The 15,463-nt window shown below is 61.0% G+C and carries 10 protein-coding genes and 2 riboswitches; of the genes, 3 read left to right on the forward strand and 7 right to left on the reverse strand.

Annotated elements, in window-relative coordinates:
- Positions 1-43: 43 nt before the first annotated feature.
- Together katG and ACNPN0_RS01450 are read right to left on the reverse strand one after the other, a co-directional pair.
- Positions 44-2,227: a catalase/peroxidase HPI gene (katG, locus tag ACNPN0_RS01445; protein WP_105657950.1), complete on the reverse strand. Its 2,184-nt coding sequence runs from the start codon at positions 2,225-2,227 to the stop codon at positions 44-46.
- Positions 2,228-2,330: 103 nt separating this feature from the next.
- On the reverse strand, positions 2,331-2,759 hold the full coding sequence (locus tag ACNPN0_RS01450) for a Fur family transcriptional regulator (RefSeq protein ID WP_388024594.1): 429 nt from the start codon (positions 2,757-2,759) through the stop codon (positions 2,331-2,333).
- 664 nt (positions 2,760-3,423) lie between these two features.
- Here ACNPN0_RS01450 and ACNPN0_RS01455 point away from each other — a divergent pair.
- On the forward strand, positions 3,424-5,295 hold the full coding sequence (locus ACNPN0_RS01455; protein ID WP_448938414.1) for a BCCT family transporter: 1,872 nt from the start codon (positions 3,424-3,426) through the stop codon (positions 5,293-5,295).
- An 81-nt stretch (positions 5,296-5,376) separates the two neighbouring features.
- On the opposite strand, the gene acs is transcribed toward ACNPN0_RS01455, so the two are convergent.
- From acs to ACNPN0_RS01475, 4 genes are all read right to left on the reverse strand, one after another.
- On the reverse strand, positions 5,377-7,338 hold the full coding sequence (gene acs / locus ACNPN0_RS01460; RefSeq protein WP_448938413.1) for an acetate--CoA ligase: 1,962 nt from the start codon (positions 7,336-7,338) through the stop codon (positions 5,377-5,379).
- A gap of 56 nt (positions 7,339-7,394) precedes the next feature.
- Positions 7,395-8,159 carry an ABC transporter permease gene (locus ACNPN0_RS01465; RefSeq protein ID WP_448938424.1) on the reverse strand — a complete coding sequence of 255 codons (765 nt, stop codon included), beginning with the start codon at positions 8,157-8,159 and terminating at the stop codon, positions 7,395-7,397.
- Between the two features lie 69 nt (positions 8,160-8,228).
- On the reverse strand, positions 8,229-9,251 hold the full coding sequence (locus tag ACNPN0_RS01470) for an aliphatic sulfonate ABC transporter substrate-binding protein (protein ID WP_448938412.1): 1,023 nt from the start codon (positions 9,249-9,251) through the stop codon (positions 8,229-8,231).
- A gap of 87 nt (positions 9,252-9,338) precedes the next feature.
- A complete protein-coding gene (locus tag ACNPN0_RS01475) occupies positions 9,339-10,160 on the reverse strand; it encodes an ABC transporter ATP-binding protein (protein WP_448938411.1) in 822 nt (273 codons plus the stop codon).
- Positions 10,161-10,165: 5 nt separating this feature from the next.
- Positions 10,166-10,267, reverse strand: a riboswitch (SAM riboswitch).
- A 267-nt stretch (positions 10,268-10,534) separates the two neighbouring features.
- A riboswitch (SAM riboswitch) is annotated at positions 10,535-10,626 on the forward strand.
- Positions 10,627-10,641: 15 nt separating this feature from the next.
- Here ACNPN0_RS01475 and ACNPN0_RS01480 point away from each other — a divergent pair.
- Positions 10,642-11,973 (forward strand): acyl-CoA dehydrogenase, encoded by a 1,332-nt coding sequence (locus ACNPN0_RS01480; RefSeq protein WP_332595240.1) that lies wholly within the window; start codon positions 10,642-10,644, stop codon positions 11,971-11,973.
- Positions 11,974-12,030: 57 nt separating this feature from the next.
- Positions 12,031-13,434, forward strand: a complete 1,404-nt coding sequence (locus tag ACNPN0_RS01485) for an LLM class flavin-dependent oxidoreductase (protein WP_448938410.1) — start codon at positions 12,031-12,033, stop codon at positions 13,432-13,434.
- Between the two features lie 33 nt (positions 13,435-13,467).
- Here the strand turns inward: ACNPN0_RS01485 and ggt are convergent, their stop codons facing one another.
- Complete coding sequence (gene ggt, locus ACNPN0_RS01490; RefSeq protein ID WP_448938409.1) at positions 13,468-15,291, reverse strand: gamma-glutamyltransferase; 1,824 nt, start codon at positions 15,289-15,291, stop codon at positions 13,468-13,470.
- Positions 15,292-15,463 lie beyond the last annotated feature (172 nt).

Here is a 15,463-nt window from a genome sequence, read left to right on the forward strand (position 1 = left end):
GCAGCCCAGCACTAATTGCTACGGGCTCGCGGCCCAGCAGCTGCTACTTGCTGCGCAGTTCGAAGCGATCTGCGTCCATGAGCTTGGCCCAAGCGGAGGCGAAGTCATTGACGAACTTCTCCTTGGCATCATCCGAAGCGTAAACCTCGGCCAGTGCACGCAGCTCGGAGTTGGCACCGAAGACCAGATCCACGCGGCTGCCGGTCCAGCGGCCATCGGTGGTGGTGTAGGTCTGCTCGTCAGCGGACGGGGTCCATTCCAACCCCAGCTCCAGCAGGTTCGCGAAGAAGTCGTTGGTCAACGCGCCTGGGGTGTCGGTGAAGACGCCCAAGTTGGAGCCGTCCCAGTTATTGCCGATGACGCGCAGTCCACCGAGCAGTACGGTCGCTTCCGGTGCCGAGAGGCCCAGCAGATTCGCGCGGTCGATCAGCAAGTACTCGCTAGGCAGCTTGACGAAGCCCGAGTCGTAGTTGCGGAATCCGTCGGAAACTGGTTCCAGCCATGCGAACTGGTCAACGTCGGTTTGCTCCTGGGTTGCGTCTACGCGGCCCGGGGTGAATGGAACCTCGACCTGCTGGCCAGCTGCCAGGGCTGCCTGCTCGACTCCGACGTTGCCGGCTAGGACAACGACGTCCGCGAAGGAAGCCTTGATCCCGGAAGTGGCGTTGAAGTTGTCAACAATCTCTTCCAGCTTGGCAATTACCGGCTTGAGCTGCTCAGGCTGGTTCACGCTCCAGGAGACCTGTGGTTCCAGGCGGATGCGGCCGCCGTTGACGCCGCCGCGCTTATCCGAGGTGCGGAAGGTCGAAGCGGCCTTCCAAGCCGTGGATACCAGCTGCTGGACGGTCAGTCCCGAATCGTTGATCAGGGCTTTAAGCGCGGCAACTTCAGTTGCACCCAAGGTGGTCTGCGGAGCTGCTGGCAGTGGATCCTGCCAGAGCAGGTCCTCAGCAGGAACCTCTGGGCCGAAGTAGCGGGACTTCGGGCCCATGTCGCGGTGGGTCAGCTTGAACCATGCGCGGGCGAAGGCGTCTGCGAACTGGTCTGGGTTCTCCTTGAAGTTCTTGGAGATCGGGCCGTAGACCGGGTCGAAGCGCAGGGCCAGGTCGCTGGTAAGCATGCGTGGCTCGCGGTGTTCCAAGGTCTCGAATGCAGGCTGGACCAAGCCGGCTCCGCCATTGTTGACCGGGCGCCACTGCTTGGCGCCTGCTGGGGATTCGAACAGTTCCCATTCGTAGGCGAAGAGGATGTGGAAGAACTCGTTGTCCCAGCGGGTTGGGTGGTAGGTCCAGGTGACTTCAAGACCCGAGGAGACGGTGTCCGCGCCCTTGCCGGTGCCGTGGCCGTTCTTCCAGCCCAGTCCCTGCATTTCAAGCGGAGCTGCTTCTGGATCCGGGCCGATCTTGTCATCGGCATGCGCGCCGTGGGTCTTGCCGAAGGTGTGGCCACCGGCGATCAGCGCGACGGTCTCCTCGTCGTTCATGCCCATGCGGCGGAAGGTTTCGCGGATGTCTACGGCCGAGGCCAGCGGATCCGGATTTCCGTCAGGGCCCTCAGGATTCACGTAGATCAGGCCCATCTGCACTGCTGCCAGAGGAGCATCCAGGTCTCGCTTGCCGGTGTAGCGTTCGCTGTCCAGCCAGACCTTTTCAGGGCCCCAGTAGACATCGTCATCTGCTTCCCAAACGTCCTTGCGGCCGCCGGCGAAACCGAAGGTCTCGAAGCCCATGTCTTCCAGAGCCACGTTGCCAGCCAGCAGGATAAGGTCGGCCCAGGAAATCGACTGGCCGTACTTCTTCTTCACTGGCCACAGCAGGCGGCGAGCCTTGTCCAGCGAAACGTTGTCAGGCCACGAGTTCAGCGGAGCGAAGCGCTGCTGGCCTGCGCCGCCGCCGCCACGTCCGTCGTGCGAGCGGTAGGTGCCTGCGGAGTGCCAAGCCATGCGGATGAAGAATGGGCCGTAGTGGCCGAAGTCTGCTGGCCACCAGTCGTGCGACTGGGTCATGATTTCGGTCAGGTCGGCTTTTACTGCCGACAAGTCGAGGGCATTGAAGGCTTCAATGTAGTCGAAGTTCTCGTCCAGCGGGTTGGAAACCTGCTGGTTCTTGGCCAGAATCCTCAGATTCAGCTTATTCGGCCACCATTCGGTGTTGGCATTGCCCTGGGTAGGGTGAATTCGACCCGCGCCGCCAACTACTGGGCACTGACCTGCAGTCATCTCAGACATGTGCTCTTTCCTTCCGGATTGTTTAGGGTTTATCTGGTTTTATCCATCGCACAGCAGCTGCGCTGATGACGATGGCAAATCTAGGGGTTTACTTAGACAGCAACTATGCGTTCGCAGCCTGGCAATCCGGGCAGGTGCCCCAATAGATCACTTCGGCTTCATCAATGCTGAACCCGTGGTCATTGGAAGCATGCAGGCACGGGGCGCCGCCGACAGCGCAGTCGACGTCCGCCAGCGTTCCGCACTGGCGGCACACCACATGGTGGTGATTGTCGCCAACGCGGGCTTCATAGCGGGCGGTATGGCCCTGTGGCTGTATCTGCCGAATGACACCCAGTTTCGTGAAGAGCCTGAGTGAATCGTAGACAGCTTGGTGCGACACATTGGGGTGATCTTCACGGACAGCCGAAATGATGGTTTCGGTATCCGCGTGCGGGTGCGCCGCGACGGCGGAAAGTACCGCAACGCGCGGTTGCGTGACCCGCATCGATGCCGCCTTCAGCACCTGCTCGATCCCTGCCTGTGATGTCATGTACCCAGCATGCCTGCTTATTTTGAATCAGTCAAGATAAGTTCCAGTGTATTTCGCGTTAAAAGTGGGTGGACTCCAGCTGACTGGTTGAATCGGCACTTCATTAGTAAGTATTCCATGTCGTGCATGTTCAAGTGCCGTGTGCTTCTGGGGAGGAAAATTACGAAATCGCAGACATTTCACCCGAAATAAGAAAGCGAATAGTGCGCGGTTTTGTCTTGGGAAATATTGCGGTCCAATTGATGATTTCACGGGTTCGGGGAGCGAAAAACCCTGTGGGGCGAGGAAGCTCACATGGATGGCGCTGCCAGCGTAAACAATGTGATCCCGGGGTGCTGAAGATCCGGAAACGGCGAGAAATCAAGGATCTGATTTGACCCTTGATGAGATGTCGACCATGCTGGAAAAGGCCCATTTTGGGATTTATCGTGTCAAATTCGTGCTAAATCGAGTCAACTCGCAGGAATAATTCGCTGGATATTAGCGGAGAATAGTTGTTTCTTTCAGGCTGCTCCAACGCGAGATTTAGACACAGTGGACCGACACCCGAAAAGCAATTCGCAATCAATCACACTGCATGGCGATCGTTTACTCGCGAGGCGATGGCTCGGCAGATTCCGCCCGGATCTTATCCGCGGGATCTCACCAGTGAAGGAAGACCGCAATGAAGCAGACGGATCAATCAATCGGCGACCTCGTGGAGGAACTGCATTCAGTTCGTCACAGACGACCTAAGAAGTACTCACTTTCCGGTACGGATTACTGGGTATTCGGAATCGCCGGCGCTCTAGCGCTGGCCTTTATTATTTGGGGTTTCGCTAGCCCCGAAGGGCTGGGCAAGGCCTCCAGCGCGGCCCTTGACTGGGTTATCACCAACACTGGCTGGCTTTTTGTGATTGCTGCCGCGGTTTTCGCGGTCTTCGCCATCGTCGTAGCGGCCAAGAACTTTGGACGCATCCCGCTGGGCAAGGACGGCGAGACGCCAAAGTTCTCCACGGTCTCGTGGATCTCGATGATGTTCGCAACCGGCATGGGCATCGGCTTGGTCTTCTACGGCGTGGGCGAGCCGCTGTACTTCTACATGTCGCCTCCTCCGGGAACGGTGGAAGGTTCCACCAGTGATGCATTGAGCACCGCTATGGGCACCACGCTCTTCCACTGGACCTTATTCCCATGGGCCATGTACGCCATCGTTGGCTTGGGCATGGCGTACGGCAGCTTCCGGCTGGGACGCCCCCAGCTGTTCTCAGCCATGTTCAGCTCGATCTTCGGAGACCGGGCCATCCATGGTTGGGGCGGGCGCACCATCAATATCCTGGCCATCATCGCCACCCTCTTCGGTTCGGCTTGTTCGCTGGGTCTGGGCGCATTGCAGATTGGCGGCGGCATCCAGGCCACCGGGATGATGGAGAAGGTCGGTTCCGGCGTTCTGGTTATCATCATTGGCATTCTGACCGTATTGTTTGTCGCTTCTGCCGTTTCCGGCATCGAGCGCGGTATCCAGTGGTTGTCCAACACCAACATGGTATTGGCATTGATCATCGCATTGATCGTTTTCATTGGCGGCCCAACTCTGTTCATCCTGAACGTCATTCCCGATGCCATTGGCGCTTTCATCGGCGACTTGCCAGAGATGGCCTCGCGTACGGCCGCCGGCGACGGTGCAATGTCTGATTGGCTGTCCTCGTGGACTGTCTTCTACTGGGCATGGTGGATCTCCTGGAGCCCATTCGTCGGCTTGTTCATCGCCCGCATTTCCCGTGGCCGCACTATTCGCCAGTTCGTCACCGGCGTGCTGCTTGTTCCATCCAGTGTCACCCTGATTTGGTTCGCAATCTTCGGCGGCGGCGCCATCGGTATTCAGGAACGCGCTGAACGCGCCGGGGAAACCGGGGAAAAGCTGGCCAGCATTGTTGATGGCGCGCCAGATATCAACTTCGATTTGATCCTCTTCGACATGCTTGGCAGCCTCCCGCTGTCGGGCTGGATGGCTACCGTGCTCATGGTCGTCACCGTGCTGCTGATTGCGATCTTCTTCGTGACCGGCGCAGACTCGGCCTCGATCGTGATGGGTGCGCTCAGCGAACGCGGCGCTGAAGAGCCATCCAAGAAGGCCGTGATCTTCTGGGGCGTGGCCACCGGCGCTGTGGCCGCGGTGATGCTGCTGGCTGGTGGCGATCATCCGGCGGAGGCATTGACCGGGCTGAAGAACATCACTATTGTTTCGGCGCTGCCATTCGTGATTGTGATGCTCCTGCTCTGCGTGGCGTTGTGGAAGGACCTGAGCAAGGATCCGCTGGTGCTTCGCGGCAAGGTGGCTCGACAGGTCCTGGAGCAGTCCGTGGGCCAGGCGGTTGACCGCCATGAGGGTGGCCAGTTCAGCTTGATGACCACCGAAATCCCTTTGGTCAGGGCCGAGGGCAGGGCCTCCGAAGTGAAGCTTTTCGCCACCGAAGCCACCGCTGACCCGGTGCAGGACGGCAAGAACAGCGCGGCCGATGGCCAGAGCCAGAAGCCACCGGCCGGGAATTCCTAACCGGCAAATCAAATGAAGCTTCTTCCCCAGCCGGGGAAGAAGCTTCATTTGTTTAACCCCAGAGGGGCTTGGGAGCAGCGATTAGCCGCGCGAGCGGCAGATCGCGTTGATCTCCGGAATGCACGGCTCATTCTGCAGGCTCGTTGTGTCGCCGAGCGTGGTGCCCTCGAACAGCTGGGTGAGCAGGCGGCGCATGATCTTGCCCGAACGGGTCTTGGGCACATCTGGAACCAAGACGATTTCCCGCGGCTTGGCAATCGGGCCGATCAGCACCGCGACGGTATCACGGAGTTCAGCAATGAACTCGGCCTGCCGTGCAACGAGCTGCTCGTCAGGCGACTCGGCAACCAGGGTCTTGTCCAGCGGTACCACGAAGGCGGTTGCAGCGTGCCCGGTCTTGGAATCCGGGGTGGGGCAAACGCCGGCTTCCACCACGCCGGCGTGGGTGACCAATGCCGATTCGATTTCAATGGTGGAGAGCCGGTGGCCGGAAATATTGATCACGTCATCTGTGCGGCCCAGGATGTAGATATCGCCATCCTCATCGAAGCGGGCACCATCGCCGGCCAAGAACCAGCCCTGCTCTACGTATTGTTCCCAGTAGCTGGTGTAGTAGCGCGTCGGGTTGCCCCATACGGTACGGGCCATCGACGGACCAGTGCGCGTAATGACAATATTCCCCTGCTGGTTGGCCGGCACGCTCAGGCCGCGATCGTCAACGATGTCCACCGAGATGCCCGGCAGCGCGCGTGCGGCACAGCCTGGCTTGAAATGTCCATCGGTCGGCAGGGGGGAAAGCACGGTCGCGCCGGATTCGGACTGCCACCAGGTGTCAACCATCGGCAGTCCTGCTTCGCTGTCCCGGCCGATCTGCTGGCGGAACCATTTCCATGCCTCGGGATTGACGGCTTCACCCACAGTGCCGCCGATCTTCACCGAGGACAGATCGTATTGGGCGGGGATGCCGTCCGGGAACCAGCCCATCAACGAGCGGACCAAGGTGGGAGCGGTGTAGTAGCTGGTGACCTTGTAGCGTTCAATGACCTCGAAGTGGCGGCCCGGGTGCGGGGCATTGGGGACGCCCTCGTAGATTACCTGGGTGACGCCATTGGCCAACGGGCCATAGATCTCGTAGGTATGCGCGGTGACCCAGGCGAGGTCGGCGGTGCACCAGTGCACGTCCTTGGCGCGCTGGGACTCGTCCGGGTTGGCGAACAGCAGGTTGTAGCTGGCGGCCGCCTGCGTCAGGTACCCGCCGGTGGTGTGCACCAAGCCCTTCGGCTGGCCGGTGGTTCCCGAGGTGTACATGATGAACAGCGGTGTTTCCGCATCGAATGCCTGCGCGTGGTGCTCGGTGGACTGGGTATCAACCACCTCATGCCACCAGATGTCGCGGCCTTCGGTCCACGGGATTTCGTCGCCGGTGCGGCGGATAACCAGGACCTTTTCGATTTCGTTCTCGCCGGCAACGGCCGCATCGGCGTTGCCTTTGACCGGAACCGAAGTGCCGCGGCGGAACTGGCCGTCGGTGGTGACCAGGACCTTTGCCTTGGTGTCCTCCACACGGAACCTCAGCGCCTCGGCGGAGAACCCGCCGAAGACCAGCGAGTGGATGGCGCCGATGCGGGCGCAAGCCAAGGTGATGACAATTGTTTCAATGAGCACCGGCAGGTAAATGACCACGCGGTCGCCCTTCACCACACCCAGGGATTCCAAGGCGTTGGCTGCCTGGGAGACCCGCTCCTGCAAATTCTTGTAGGTGACGGCTACCCGGTCTCCGGGCTCGCCTTCGAAATACAATGCGACCTTCTGGCCGCGTCCCGCAGCTACATGGCGGTCGGCGCAGTTCACTGCGGCGTTCAGCTTGCCGCCGAGGTACCAAGAAATTTCCGGTCCGCGCTTGGCATCCGGATCGGCCGGAACGATGCGGCTGGTGGTGTGCCACGGGGTGTCCCAATCCAAGAGGTTCGCCGCTTCGTCCCAGAATTCCTGGCGTGCTGCCTCTGGTACTTGAGTTGAGGTTGTTGCCAATTCGGTGGTCATCGCAAACTTTCTTTGGTGAGGGGTAGCTTTGTCAACGGGTACTAGCTGGTCCGGTTTCAGGTCCAGCGCTTGATAGCCCAGCGTTCTGCTATCGACAGCAGGGCATCGGTGATCTTTCCAAAGACGGCCAGCAGCACGATGGTCATGATTAGGCGGTCCAATCGGCCGTTGTTCTGCGAGTCGGTGAGCAAGAAGCCTAGGCCCATTGACGCGCCGAGGAGTTCGGCTGCGACCAGGAAGAGCCAAGCTTGGGCTAGTGCCAAACGCAGGCCGGAGAAGATCGAAGGGACGACTGCGGGCAGCTGGACGGTGCGCAGCAGCGTCAATCCCTTCAACCCGAAGGAGCGGGCTGCTTCGACCAGGTGGGCATCGACATGGCGCAACGCCAAGGCGACGGTGGTAAAGACCGGGAAGAAGGCACCAATGATCACGAGTGTGACCTTGGAATCTTCACCCATTTTCATCCAGAGCACCAGCAGCGGAACCCAAGCCAAGGAAGGGACTGCACGCAGGGCGCTGATGCTCAGTCCCAGAAATGCATCTGCCAATTTGGACAGTCCGACAAGTGCACCCAGCGCCAAGCCCAGCAATGATCCGAAGGCGAAACCGAGAAGAACACGCTGGGTGGAGATGCCGATGTGCTTTCCGAGTTCGCCATCCTGGAAGAGCTCAATGGCAGCAGAGACCACTGAACCCGGAGTTGGCAGTGTCCACGGAGCGACGATTCCGGTGACGGTGACAAATTGCCACACAGCCAGGGTGGTCAGCGGCAAGACCAGCGCAAGCAGCCATTTCGGGGCACGCAGGATCGTTGCGGCCATGCTGGCCTTCTGCTTGGCAGGTGTTTGGCTTCCGCGGGTTCCAGCCACGTTAGTGGGGCTCATGGCTGGTTACTCTCCGGAGATCTTTGTTGCGTCTGCCTTGACAGCAAACTGGTCATCGATGAGGGTTTCCAGAGCTTCATCAACGGATTCCTGCTCCGAGACATCGCGGCTGGCGACCAGCGTGGGAGCAATCTTGCTCAGGACTCCAGTGAATTTGGCGTCGGGAACTGCCGGAACGTCCAGATTGGAGCGTTCCTCAATCACGGTGGCAGCAACTCCTGGTTCGAGCCCTGCTACGTCGGCCAGGATTTCTGCGGTTTCCTCGGGATTGTCAGCTGCCCAGCCACGAGCCTTTTCGTAGGCATCGACAACGAGCTGGGCGAGTTCGGGGCTCTGCTCAATGAAGTCTTCGCGAGCGTTCAGCGCACCGTAGGTGTTGAAATCCAAGTTCCGGTAAACCAGTTGCGCGCCGTCTTTTTCGGCAGCGGCCATGATCGGATCCAAACCGCTCCAGGCATCAACCGAGCCGTTGGCCAGGGCGGTACGTCCATCGGCATGCTGGAGATTCTGCAGCTTGATGTCAGCTTCACTCAAGCCCGCGGATTCCAGCGCCTGCAGCAGGAAGAAGTATGGGTCGGTGCCCTTCGTAGCGGCCACGGTCTTGCCCGCCAGATCTTCAACGGACTCGATTTTCGAGTCCTTATCCACTACCAGGGCCGCCCATTCCGGCTGCGAATACAGTGCGATGGTCTTGATGGGTGCACCGTTCGAACGGTTCAGGAGCGCAGCGGAACCGGCTGTGGAACCAACATCGATTGCGTCGGCGCGAAGAGCTTCATTGGCCTTGTTGGAACCAGCGGACTGGATCCATTCGACATTTACGCCCTGCTCCTTGGCGGCTGCTTCCAACCATCCCTTTTCCTTGAGTACCAGGCTCAGCGGGTTGTAAGTGGCAAAGTCGATGGACAGGGTCTGACCATCCGGGGAGGCTGTAGCGTTTTCGCCAGCACAGCCGGTCAGGGCAACTGCGCCAACGATCAAGGCGGCGGCGGACAATGCAGTGCGGCGGGTGAGACGGTTCAAAAGCATGGAGAATCCTAGAATTGTGCGTGCAAGCGGTGTGGGTGAAAGGCAAAGAGGCCGCCGAATGGTTCGGGACCCACGGCGTGGCCGGGATTAATGGTTGGTTGGGTCGACGCCGAGCAGGCGCAATAGGTGCAGGCGATCTGCAACGAACTTTTCATCGGTATGCCGGCGTGGATGCCCAGCTGAGATGGACAGATCCTCGATGACGCCCGCTGCACTATGCTCAGCGCCTCGCCCCAGAACAATCACGCGGTCAGCCAGAGTCAACGCCTCGTCCACATCATGGGTCACCATGAGAACGGTGGTGGGGAACGATGCGTGAATCGAGAGCAGCAGATCCTGCATCTTCAAGCGTGTCAGCGCATCGAGGGCGCCGAAGGGTTCATCAAGAAGCAATACACCCGGGCGCCGAGCCAGCGCGCGAGCCAGCGAAACCCGCTGCGCCATGCCTCCGGAGATCTCGCGTGGGCGCAAGCTGGCTGCATGGCTCAGACCGGTCAGCTCGATCAACTCATCGATCAGCGAGTTGCCGGCGCGCTTATCGGTTTCCGGTGCCAGGCCCAGTGCAATGTTCTGGCGAACCGAGCGCCATGGCAGCAGCCGGGGCTCTTGGAAAGCAACGGCGCATAACTCGTTGATGCCGGTGACCTCGCGGGTGCCGGTGCGGATGGTGCCGGTGGTGGGGTGGTCCAAGCCCGATACTGAACGCAGCAGCGTGGATTTTCCGCAACCGCTGGCTCCAAGAATGGCCACGACTTGACCTGCTGGAATTTGCAGGTTGATATCGGCCAGGACGGTGCGGCTTTCCATCTTGGTGGTGAAGGTTCGCGACACGTTGCTGAACTGCACGTCCAGGGCGCTTGAAGCTGAGGCAACGGGAGTTGCCTCGGGCGCTGCAAAGGAAAGAGTCATGTTCATCTCCATCGGTCCTGGCGGTAGCACCGGCCTGCAGAGCAAAACTCCAAAGGTGGTTGCTGCGGCGTCAACGAGCCAGATCTCTCGGCCGCTCGGGATGGTTACGTGTCCATTACAGCGAGTCGAACGATTTGAACGCAAATCTTGCGTAATATGAAAAAATCTTCGACAACTACGTCACATTGCCCAGAAATTTCGTTATTTATTTTATTGCAGGCCGGTTTGCTCGACATTAAGCAAAACTTTGCAACTCATCTTCGGCAGGACACGGATTAGGCTGTGAAATTTGAAGATGGGCACTGCCGGCACTGGGACGAAATGTGACTTCGCGGGTTGGAAACGCCGGTTTATTACCGTTACAAATGAATTACGACCCATCCAGAGCGGCTGAGAGATCTGGCTCCACGACGCCGCAGCAACCACCCCAATAGCGGGACGGTGCTACCGCCAGGACCGATGGAAAGAATTGAGAACCCTGATGCCTATTGGTGAATCGCACAATGCCCTCGGACTGGACTTCAACCAGCTCAGTGACCCTTCGCAGGCCACCGCAATGGACCTGGACAAGTTTGAAGAACAGCTGCCGACCAGGCAATTGCTGAAAATCACCCCCGGACCAAGTGCGGATGAGCAATACGACCGGCTGGCCGAGATTTTCCGACCCGTTTTTGCGCAGATCGCCGCAACCGCCAAGGACCGCGACTTGAACCGCGTGCTTCCTTTCGAGCAGGTAGGCCTGCTGAATCGCGAGCGTTTCGGTGCGCTGCGCCTTTCCGTTGCCGACGGGGGCTACGGCGCACGGCTGGTGGATGTCTTCCGCCTGCTCATCGAGCTGTCCGAGGCGGACTCCCACGTAGGCCAGCTGTGGCGTGCGCATATCGCATTCGTCGAGAACGTCTTGGCGCTGGAGGACGAGGAGCTGCGCAAGAAGTGGGTCGCTCGCATCGCTGCCGGGCAGATTATCGGCAACGCCTACACCGAACGCGGTGGCAACGCCCTGGGCACCTTGAATACCAAGGCCAGCACCGTGGACGGGCGCTGGGTGATCGACGGTGAAAAGTACTACTGCACCGGCACCATTTTTGCCGACTGGACCACCGTTGCGGTGGCCCACCCGGAGCTCGCCGGCCGCCAGATCGCCGTGGTCTCCACCCAGCGCAGCGGCGTCAAGATCCTCGACGACTGGGATGGGTTCGGCCAGGGCCTCACCGGAACCGGCACCACCGAATTCCACCAGGTCCCGGTGGATTGCTTCATGCCGCAGCAGACCAATGACTCCGAAGCGGCGATCTTCCAGCTGGTGCTCATGGCCGTGCAGGCAGGCATCGCCCGCGCCGCATTGAACGACCTGCGTCACGCGGTGCAGGCGCGCACCCGCATCTTCACCACTGGAACCGGGGTGCCGGTATACCAGGAACCCCAGGTCCTCCAGCTGGTGGGCGAAGTTTCCGCGGAGTCCTTCGCTGCCGACTCCGTGGTGATCGGCGCAGTCCTTGAAGTTGAAGCCGCCTTGGGCGATCCGGGACTGAACGACGAGGAACGCTACGCCGTATGCGAGCTGGCCGCCAACCGCGCGCAAACCGTGGTGCAGCCACTGGCCATCGGCGTGACCAGCAAGCTCTTCGACGCACTGGGAGCCTCTTCCACCAGAAGCGGCTGCAACCTGGACCGGCATTGGCGCAATGCGCGCACCATCGCCACCCATAACCCGGCGATCTACAAGGCGCGCATTGTCGGGGACTACGAGATCAACGGGGTCCAGCCGCAGCGGCTGTCCGTCACCGGCGAAGATTCGACCCAGCGGGCCTGAGGGCCTGCGACGCACACCAGCAACTTTCCACGATTACCAACCTATGGGGGCAAAGCCATGAGCGAGAACAAGCGCGAGATCCTATTCAACGCATTCGACATGAACTGCGTGGTGCACCAGTCGCCGGGCCTGTGGCGCCATCCGCAGGACAAGGCCTCGACCTACAACACCCTGGGCTACTGGACCCACCTGGCCAAGGTGCTGGAAAAGGGGAAGTTCGACGGGCTGTTCCTTGCCGACGTGCTGGGCACCTACGACGTGTACAAGGGCACCAACGTGACCCCGCTGGGCTCCGGCGCGCAGGCGCCGGTCAACGACCCGATGATGCTGGTTTCCGCCATGGCCGCTGTGACCGAGAACCTCGGCTTCGGCGTCACCGCAGGTACCGCCTATGAGCACCCGTACGCTTTCGCCCGCCGCTTGGCCACCTTGGACCACCTGACCAACGGCCGCGTGGGCTGGAATGTCGTCACCGGCTACCTGCCCTCGGCGGCCCGCAATATGGGCCAGGAAGACCAGATGGAGCACGACGAGCGCTACAACCACGCCGATGAGTACCTCGAGGTGGTCTACAAGCTGCTCGAAGGCTCGTGGGAAGACGACGCGGTGCAGAACAACAAGGCCACCGGCGTCTACACCGACCCGGCCAAGGTGCACCCGATCGAGCACGAAGGCAAGTACTTCAAGGTTCCGGGCATCGCCATCACCGAGCCGTCCACCCAGCGCACCCCGGTGATCTACCAGGCCGGCGCCTCCAAGCGCGGCACCGAGTTCGCCGCAACGAACGCCGAAGCGATCTTTGTCAATTGCCCCACCCGCGACCTGCTGAAGGAAGCGGTCAGCAAGATCCGTGACGCTGCCGAGGCCGCCGGGCGTGGCCGCTACGACATCAAGGTCTTCGCCATGCAGACCATCATTACCGCCGAAACCAACGAACTGGCCCAGGCGAAGTTCCAGGACTACAGCTCCTACGTGGATATCGAGGGGTCGCTGGCACTGCTGTCGGGCTGGACCGGCATCGACATGTCCGTCTACGGCCCCGACGATGTCATCGGCGACGACGTGAAGTCCAACGCCATCCAGTCCTCGGTGGAAACCTTCAAGAAGGCCAGCGGCGATACCGGCAAGCCGTGGACCATCCGCCAGCTGGCCGAATGGATCGGCGTGGGCGGATTCGGCCCGGTCTCCGTTGGTTCCGGCGCCGAGGTAGCCGAGAAGCTCATCGACTGGGTGGACTACACCGACGTGGACGGCTTCAACCTCGCCTATGCTGTCACTCCGGGCACCTTCGAGGACATCGTCGAGTACGTGGTTCCCGAGCTGCAGGCGCGCGGCGTCTACAAGACCGAATACACCGAGGGCTCGCTGCGCCACAAGATGTTCGGTGCCGGCGACCGCGTGAAGGACACCCACCGCGCAGCCCGGTACAAGATCTCCAACCGGATGGCCGCGCAGGCTTAGGCGCATCGCCTGCTAGCGCAGCAGACGGCGGGCCTATTCGGTTGGCTGCAGCACCATGGCTGAACCGCCGCCGCGCCTCGTGGGCTCGGCCGCGGCGGTGAGTGTGCCATCGGCAGCGATTTCCACCGCTTCAACCGCCCCGATTTCCGCCTGCGGAGTGAAGGAATCACCAGCGGGCGCGAGCTTGTGCCCGAAGGCTTCGAGCGCCGAACCGTGGGCTTGGATGAACTCCGGTTCCGCGGTGACCACTGCCGTATTGCGCTGGGAAGCACGTGGAGCGGCGATGGCTTCGCTGATGTCCATGCCCAGATCAATGCGGTTCACCAGGGTCTGCAGCACCGTGGTGATGATGGTTGAACCACCGGGGGAGCCAATGGCCAGCACCGGCTCGCCGTCCTGCAGGACAATGGTCGGAGCCATCGAGGAACGCGGGCGCTTGCCAGGTTCAATGCGGTTCGGATCCTGCGGGTCGTACACCGTGGAGAAATCGGTCAGCTCGTTGTTCAGCAGGAAACCGCGATCGGGGACCACCATGCCCGAGCCGCCGGTCTGCTCGATGGTCAACGTGTAGGAAACGGCATTGCCCCAACGGTCCACGACCGACAGATGGGTGGTGGAGATGTTCTCCGTATCCTGTTCCGCTACCGGTTCGCTGGTAGCCGCAGGGCATTGGCCATCGTAGTTTTCAAGGTCGCCCGGAGCGACCGGCTTCGTTGCGGCCTGATCCGGATCAATGGCGCAGGCACGATCCGCGCCGAATAACTTGTCCGTCAAGGTCCGGGTCGGGACGCTGGTGAACGCGGGGTCGCCGACGTACTTGCCGCGATCAGCGTAGGCGAGCGCAGTTGCCTCGAAATAATGATGCAAGGCGTCGGGTTCTTCCATGGCTGGCAAATCGAATTCGCCCAGAATGTTCAGCGATTCGCCGATGGTCGTTCCGCCACTGGAAGAAGGAGCCATGCCGAAGACATCGTAGCCCCGGTAGTCCACTTTCGTCGGAGCCTGCTCCACCACTTCGTAGCCGGCCAGGTCGGCGGTGCCCAGCTGCCCTGCGGGAACCGGGAGGGTGGTGTCTTCGCTCTTTGGCGGCGCCTGTACCGTTTGGGCGATGTCGGCAGCCAGTTCGCCCTCATAGAATCCATCAATGCCTTGCTTGGCCAGCATCCGGTAGGTGTGTGCGAGATCCGGATTCTTGAAAATGCTCCCGACCTCCGGAGCATCTCCGCCGGGCAGGAACAATTCGCTCGTGGAGGTGAACGCGGCAAACCGTTCCTTGTTGTCCAGGGTCTGCTCGCGGAACGTCTCGTCGATGACAAAGCCGCGTGAAGCGATCTGGGTCGCCGGCCGCAGAACCTGTTTCAGGTTCTGCGAACCCCAATTATCCAGTGCGCGCTGCCAGGTGGCCACTGTCCCGGGCACGCCTACGGCCACACCACTGGTGACCAGTTCCGGGGTGAAGTTATACGGCTCGCCGGTTCCAGGATCGATGAAGGCATCATGCCCAATGCCTGCCGGGGCGGTTTCGCGGCCGTCGATGGTGCTGACCTTGCCCGACTTCGCATCGTAGTGCATGAAGTATCCGCCGCCGCCAATGCCTGCGCTATAGGGTTCGGTGACGCCCAGTGCCGCCGCGGTTGCCACAGCCGCATCGACGGCGTTGCCTCCCTTGCGCAGGATTTCGATGCCGGCAGCCGTGGCCTCCGGATCGACCGACGAGACTGCGCCTCCAGTGCCTACGGCGGTCGGGTCCTTCTGGGTGTGCCGTGGTTCGGCGCTCGCCGGAAGCGCTGAGAAAGCTCCCAGGCCCAAGGCGATGGCTGCCGCGCAGGCAACTGATCTTGAACGTACTCGTGGCATGCTTTGATCTCCTCTGCAGGTGGGGATGAAGTATGCGCAAATTTACGGGAGCGGGAACTCGCCACGCGGTTGTGACACGCGGCACCATGGGTTTGCGCGGCAATTTCGGCATTGCCGCGCGAATATTCCGGGTTGTGACTCGTTAAAGCGGCGGGCAGGCACCGCGGCCTCG

This window comes from Glutamicibacter sp. AGC84, from assembly GCF_053543575.1.

Excerpts from the sequence above, each read along its gene's own strand:
- acs (WP_448938413.1), bottom strand. The coding sequence starts at position 7,338 with ATGACCACCGAATTGGCAACAACCTCAACTCAAGTACCAGAGGCAGCA.
- ACNPN0_RS01450 (WP_388024594.1), bottom strand. The coding sequence starts at position 2,759 with ATGACATCACAGGCAGGGATCGAGCAGGTGCTGAAGGCGGCATCGATG.
- ACNPN0_RS01455 (WP_448938414.1), top strand. The coding sequence starts at position 3,424 with ATGAAGCAGACGGATCAATCAATCGGCGACCTCGTGGAGGAACTGCAT.
- ACNPN0_RS01475 (WP_448938411.1), bottom strand. The coding sequence starts at position 10,160 with ATGACTCTTTCCTTTGCAGCGCCCGAGGCAACTCCCGTTGCCTCAGCT.
- ACNPN0_RS01485 (WP_448938410.1), top strand. The coding sequence starts at position 12,031 with ATGAGCGAGAACAAGCGCGAGATCCTATTCAACGCATTCGACATGAAC.
- katG (WP_105657950.1), bottom strand. The coding sequence starts at position 2,227 with ATGTCTGAGATGACTGCAGGTCAGTGCCCAGTAGTTGGCGGCGCGGGT.
- ACNPN0_RS01465 (WP_448938424.1), bottom strand. The coding sequence starts at position 8,159 with ATGGCCGCAACGATCCTGCGTGCCCCGAAATGGCTGCTTGCGCTGGTC.
- ggt (WP_448938409.1), bottom strand. The coding sequence starts at position 15,291 with ATGCCACGAGTACGTTCAAGATCAGTTGCCTGCGCGGCAGCCATCGCC.
- ACNPN0_RS01480 (WP_332595240.1), top strand. The coding sequence starts at position 10,642 with ATGCCTATTGGTGAATCGCACAATGCCCTCGGACTGGACTTCAACCAG.
- ACNPN0_RS01470 (WP_448938412.1), bottom strand. The coding sequence starts at position 9,251 with ATGCTTTTGAACCGTCTCACCCGCCGCACTGCATTGTCCGCCGCCGCC.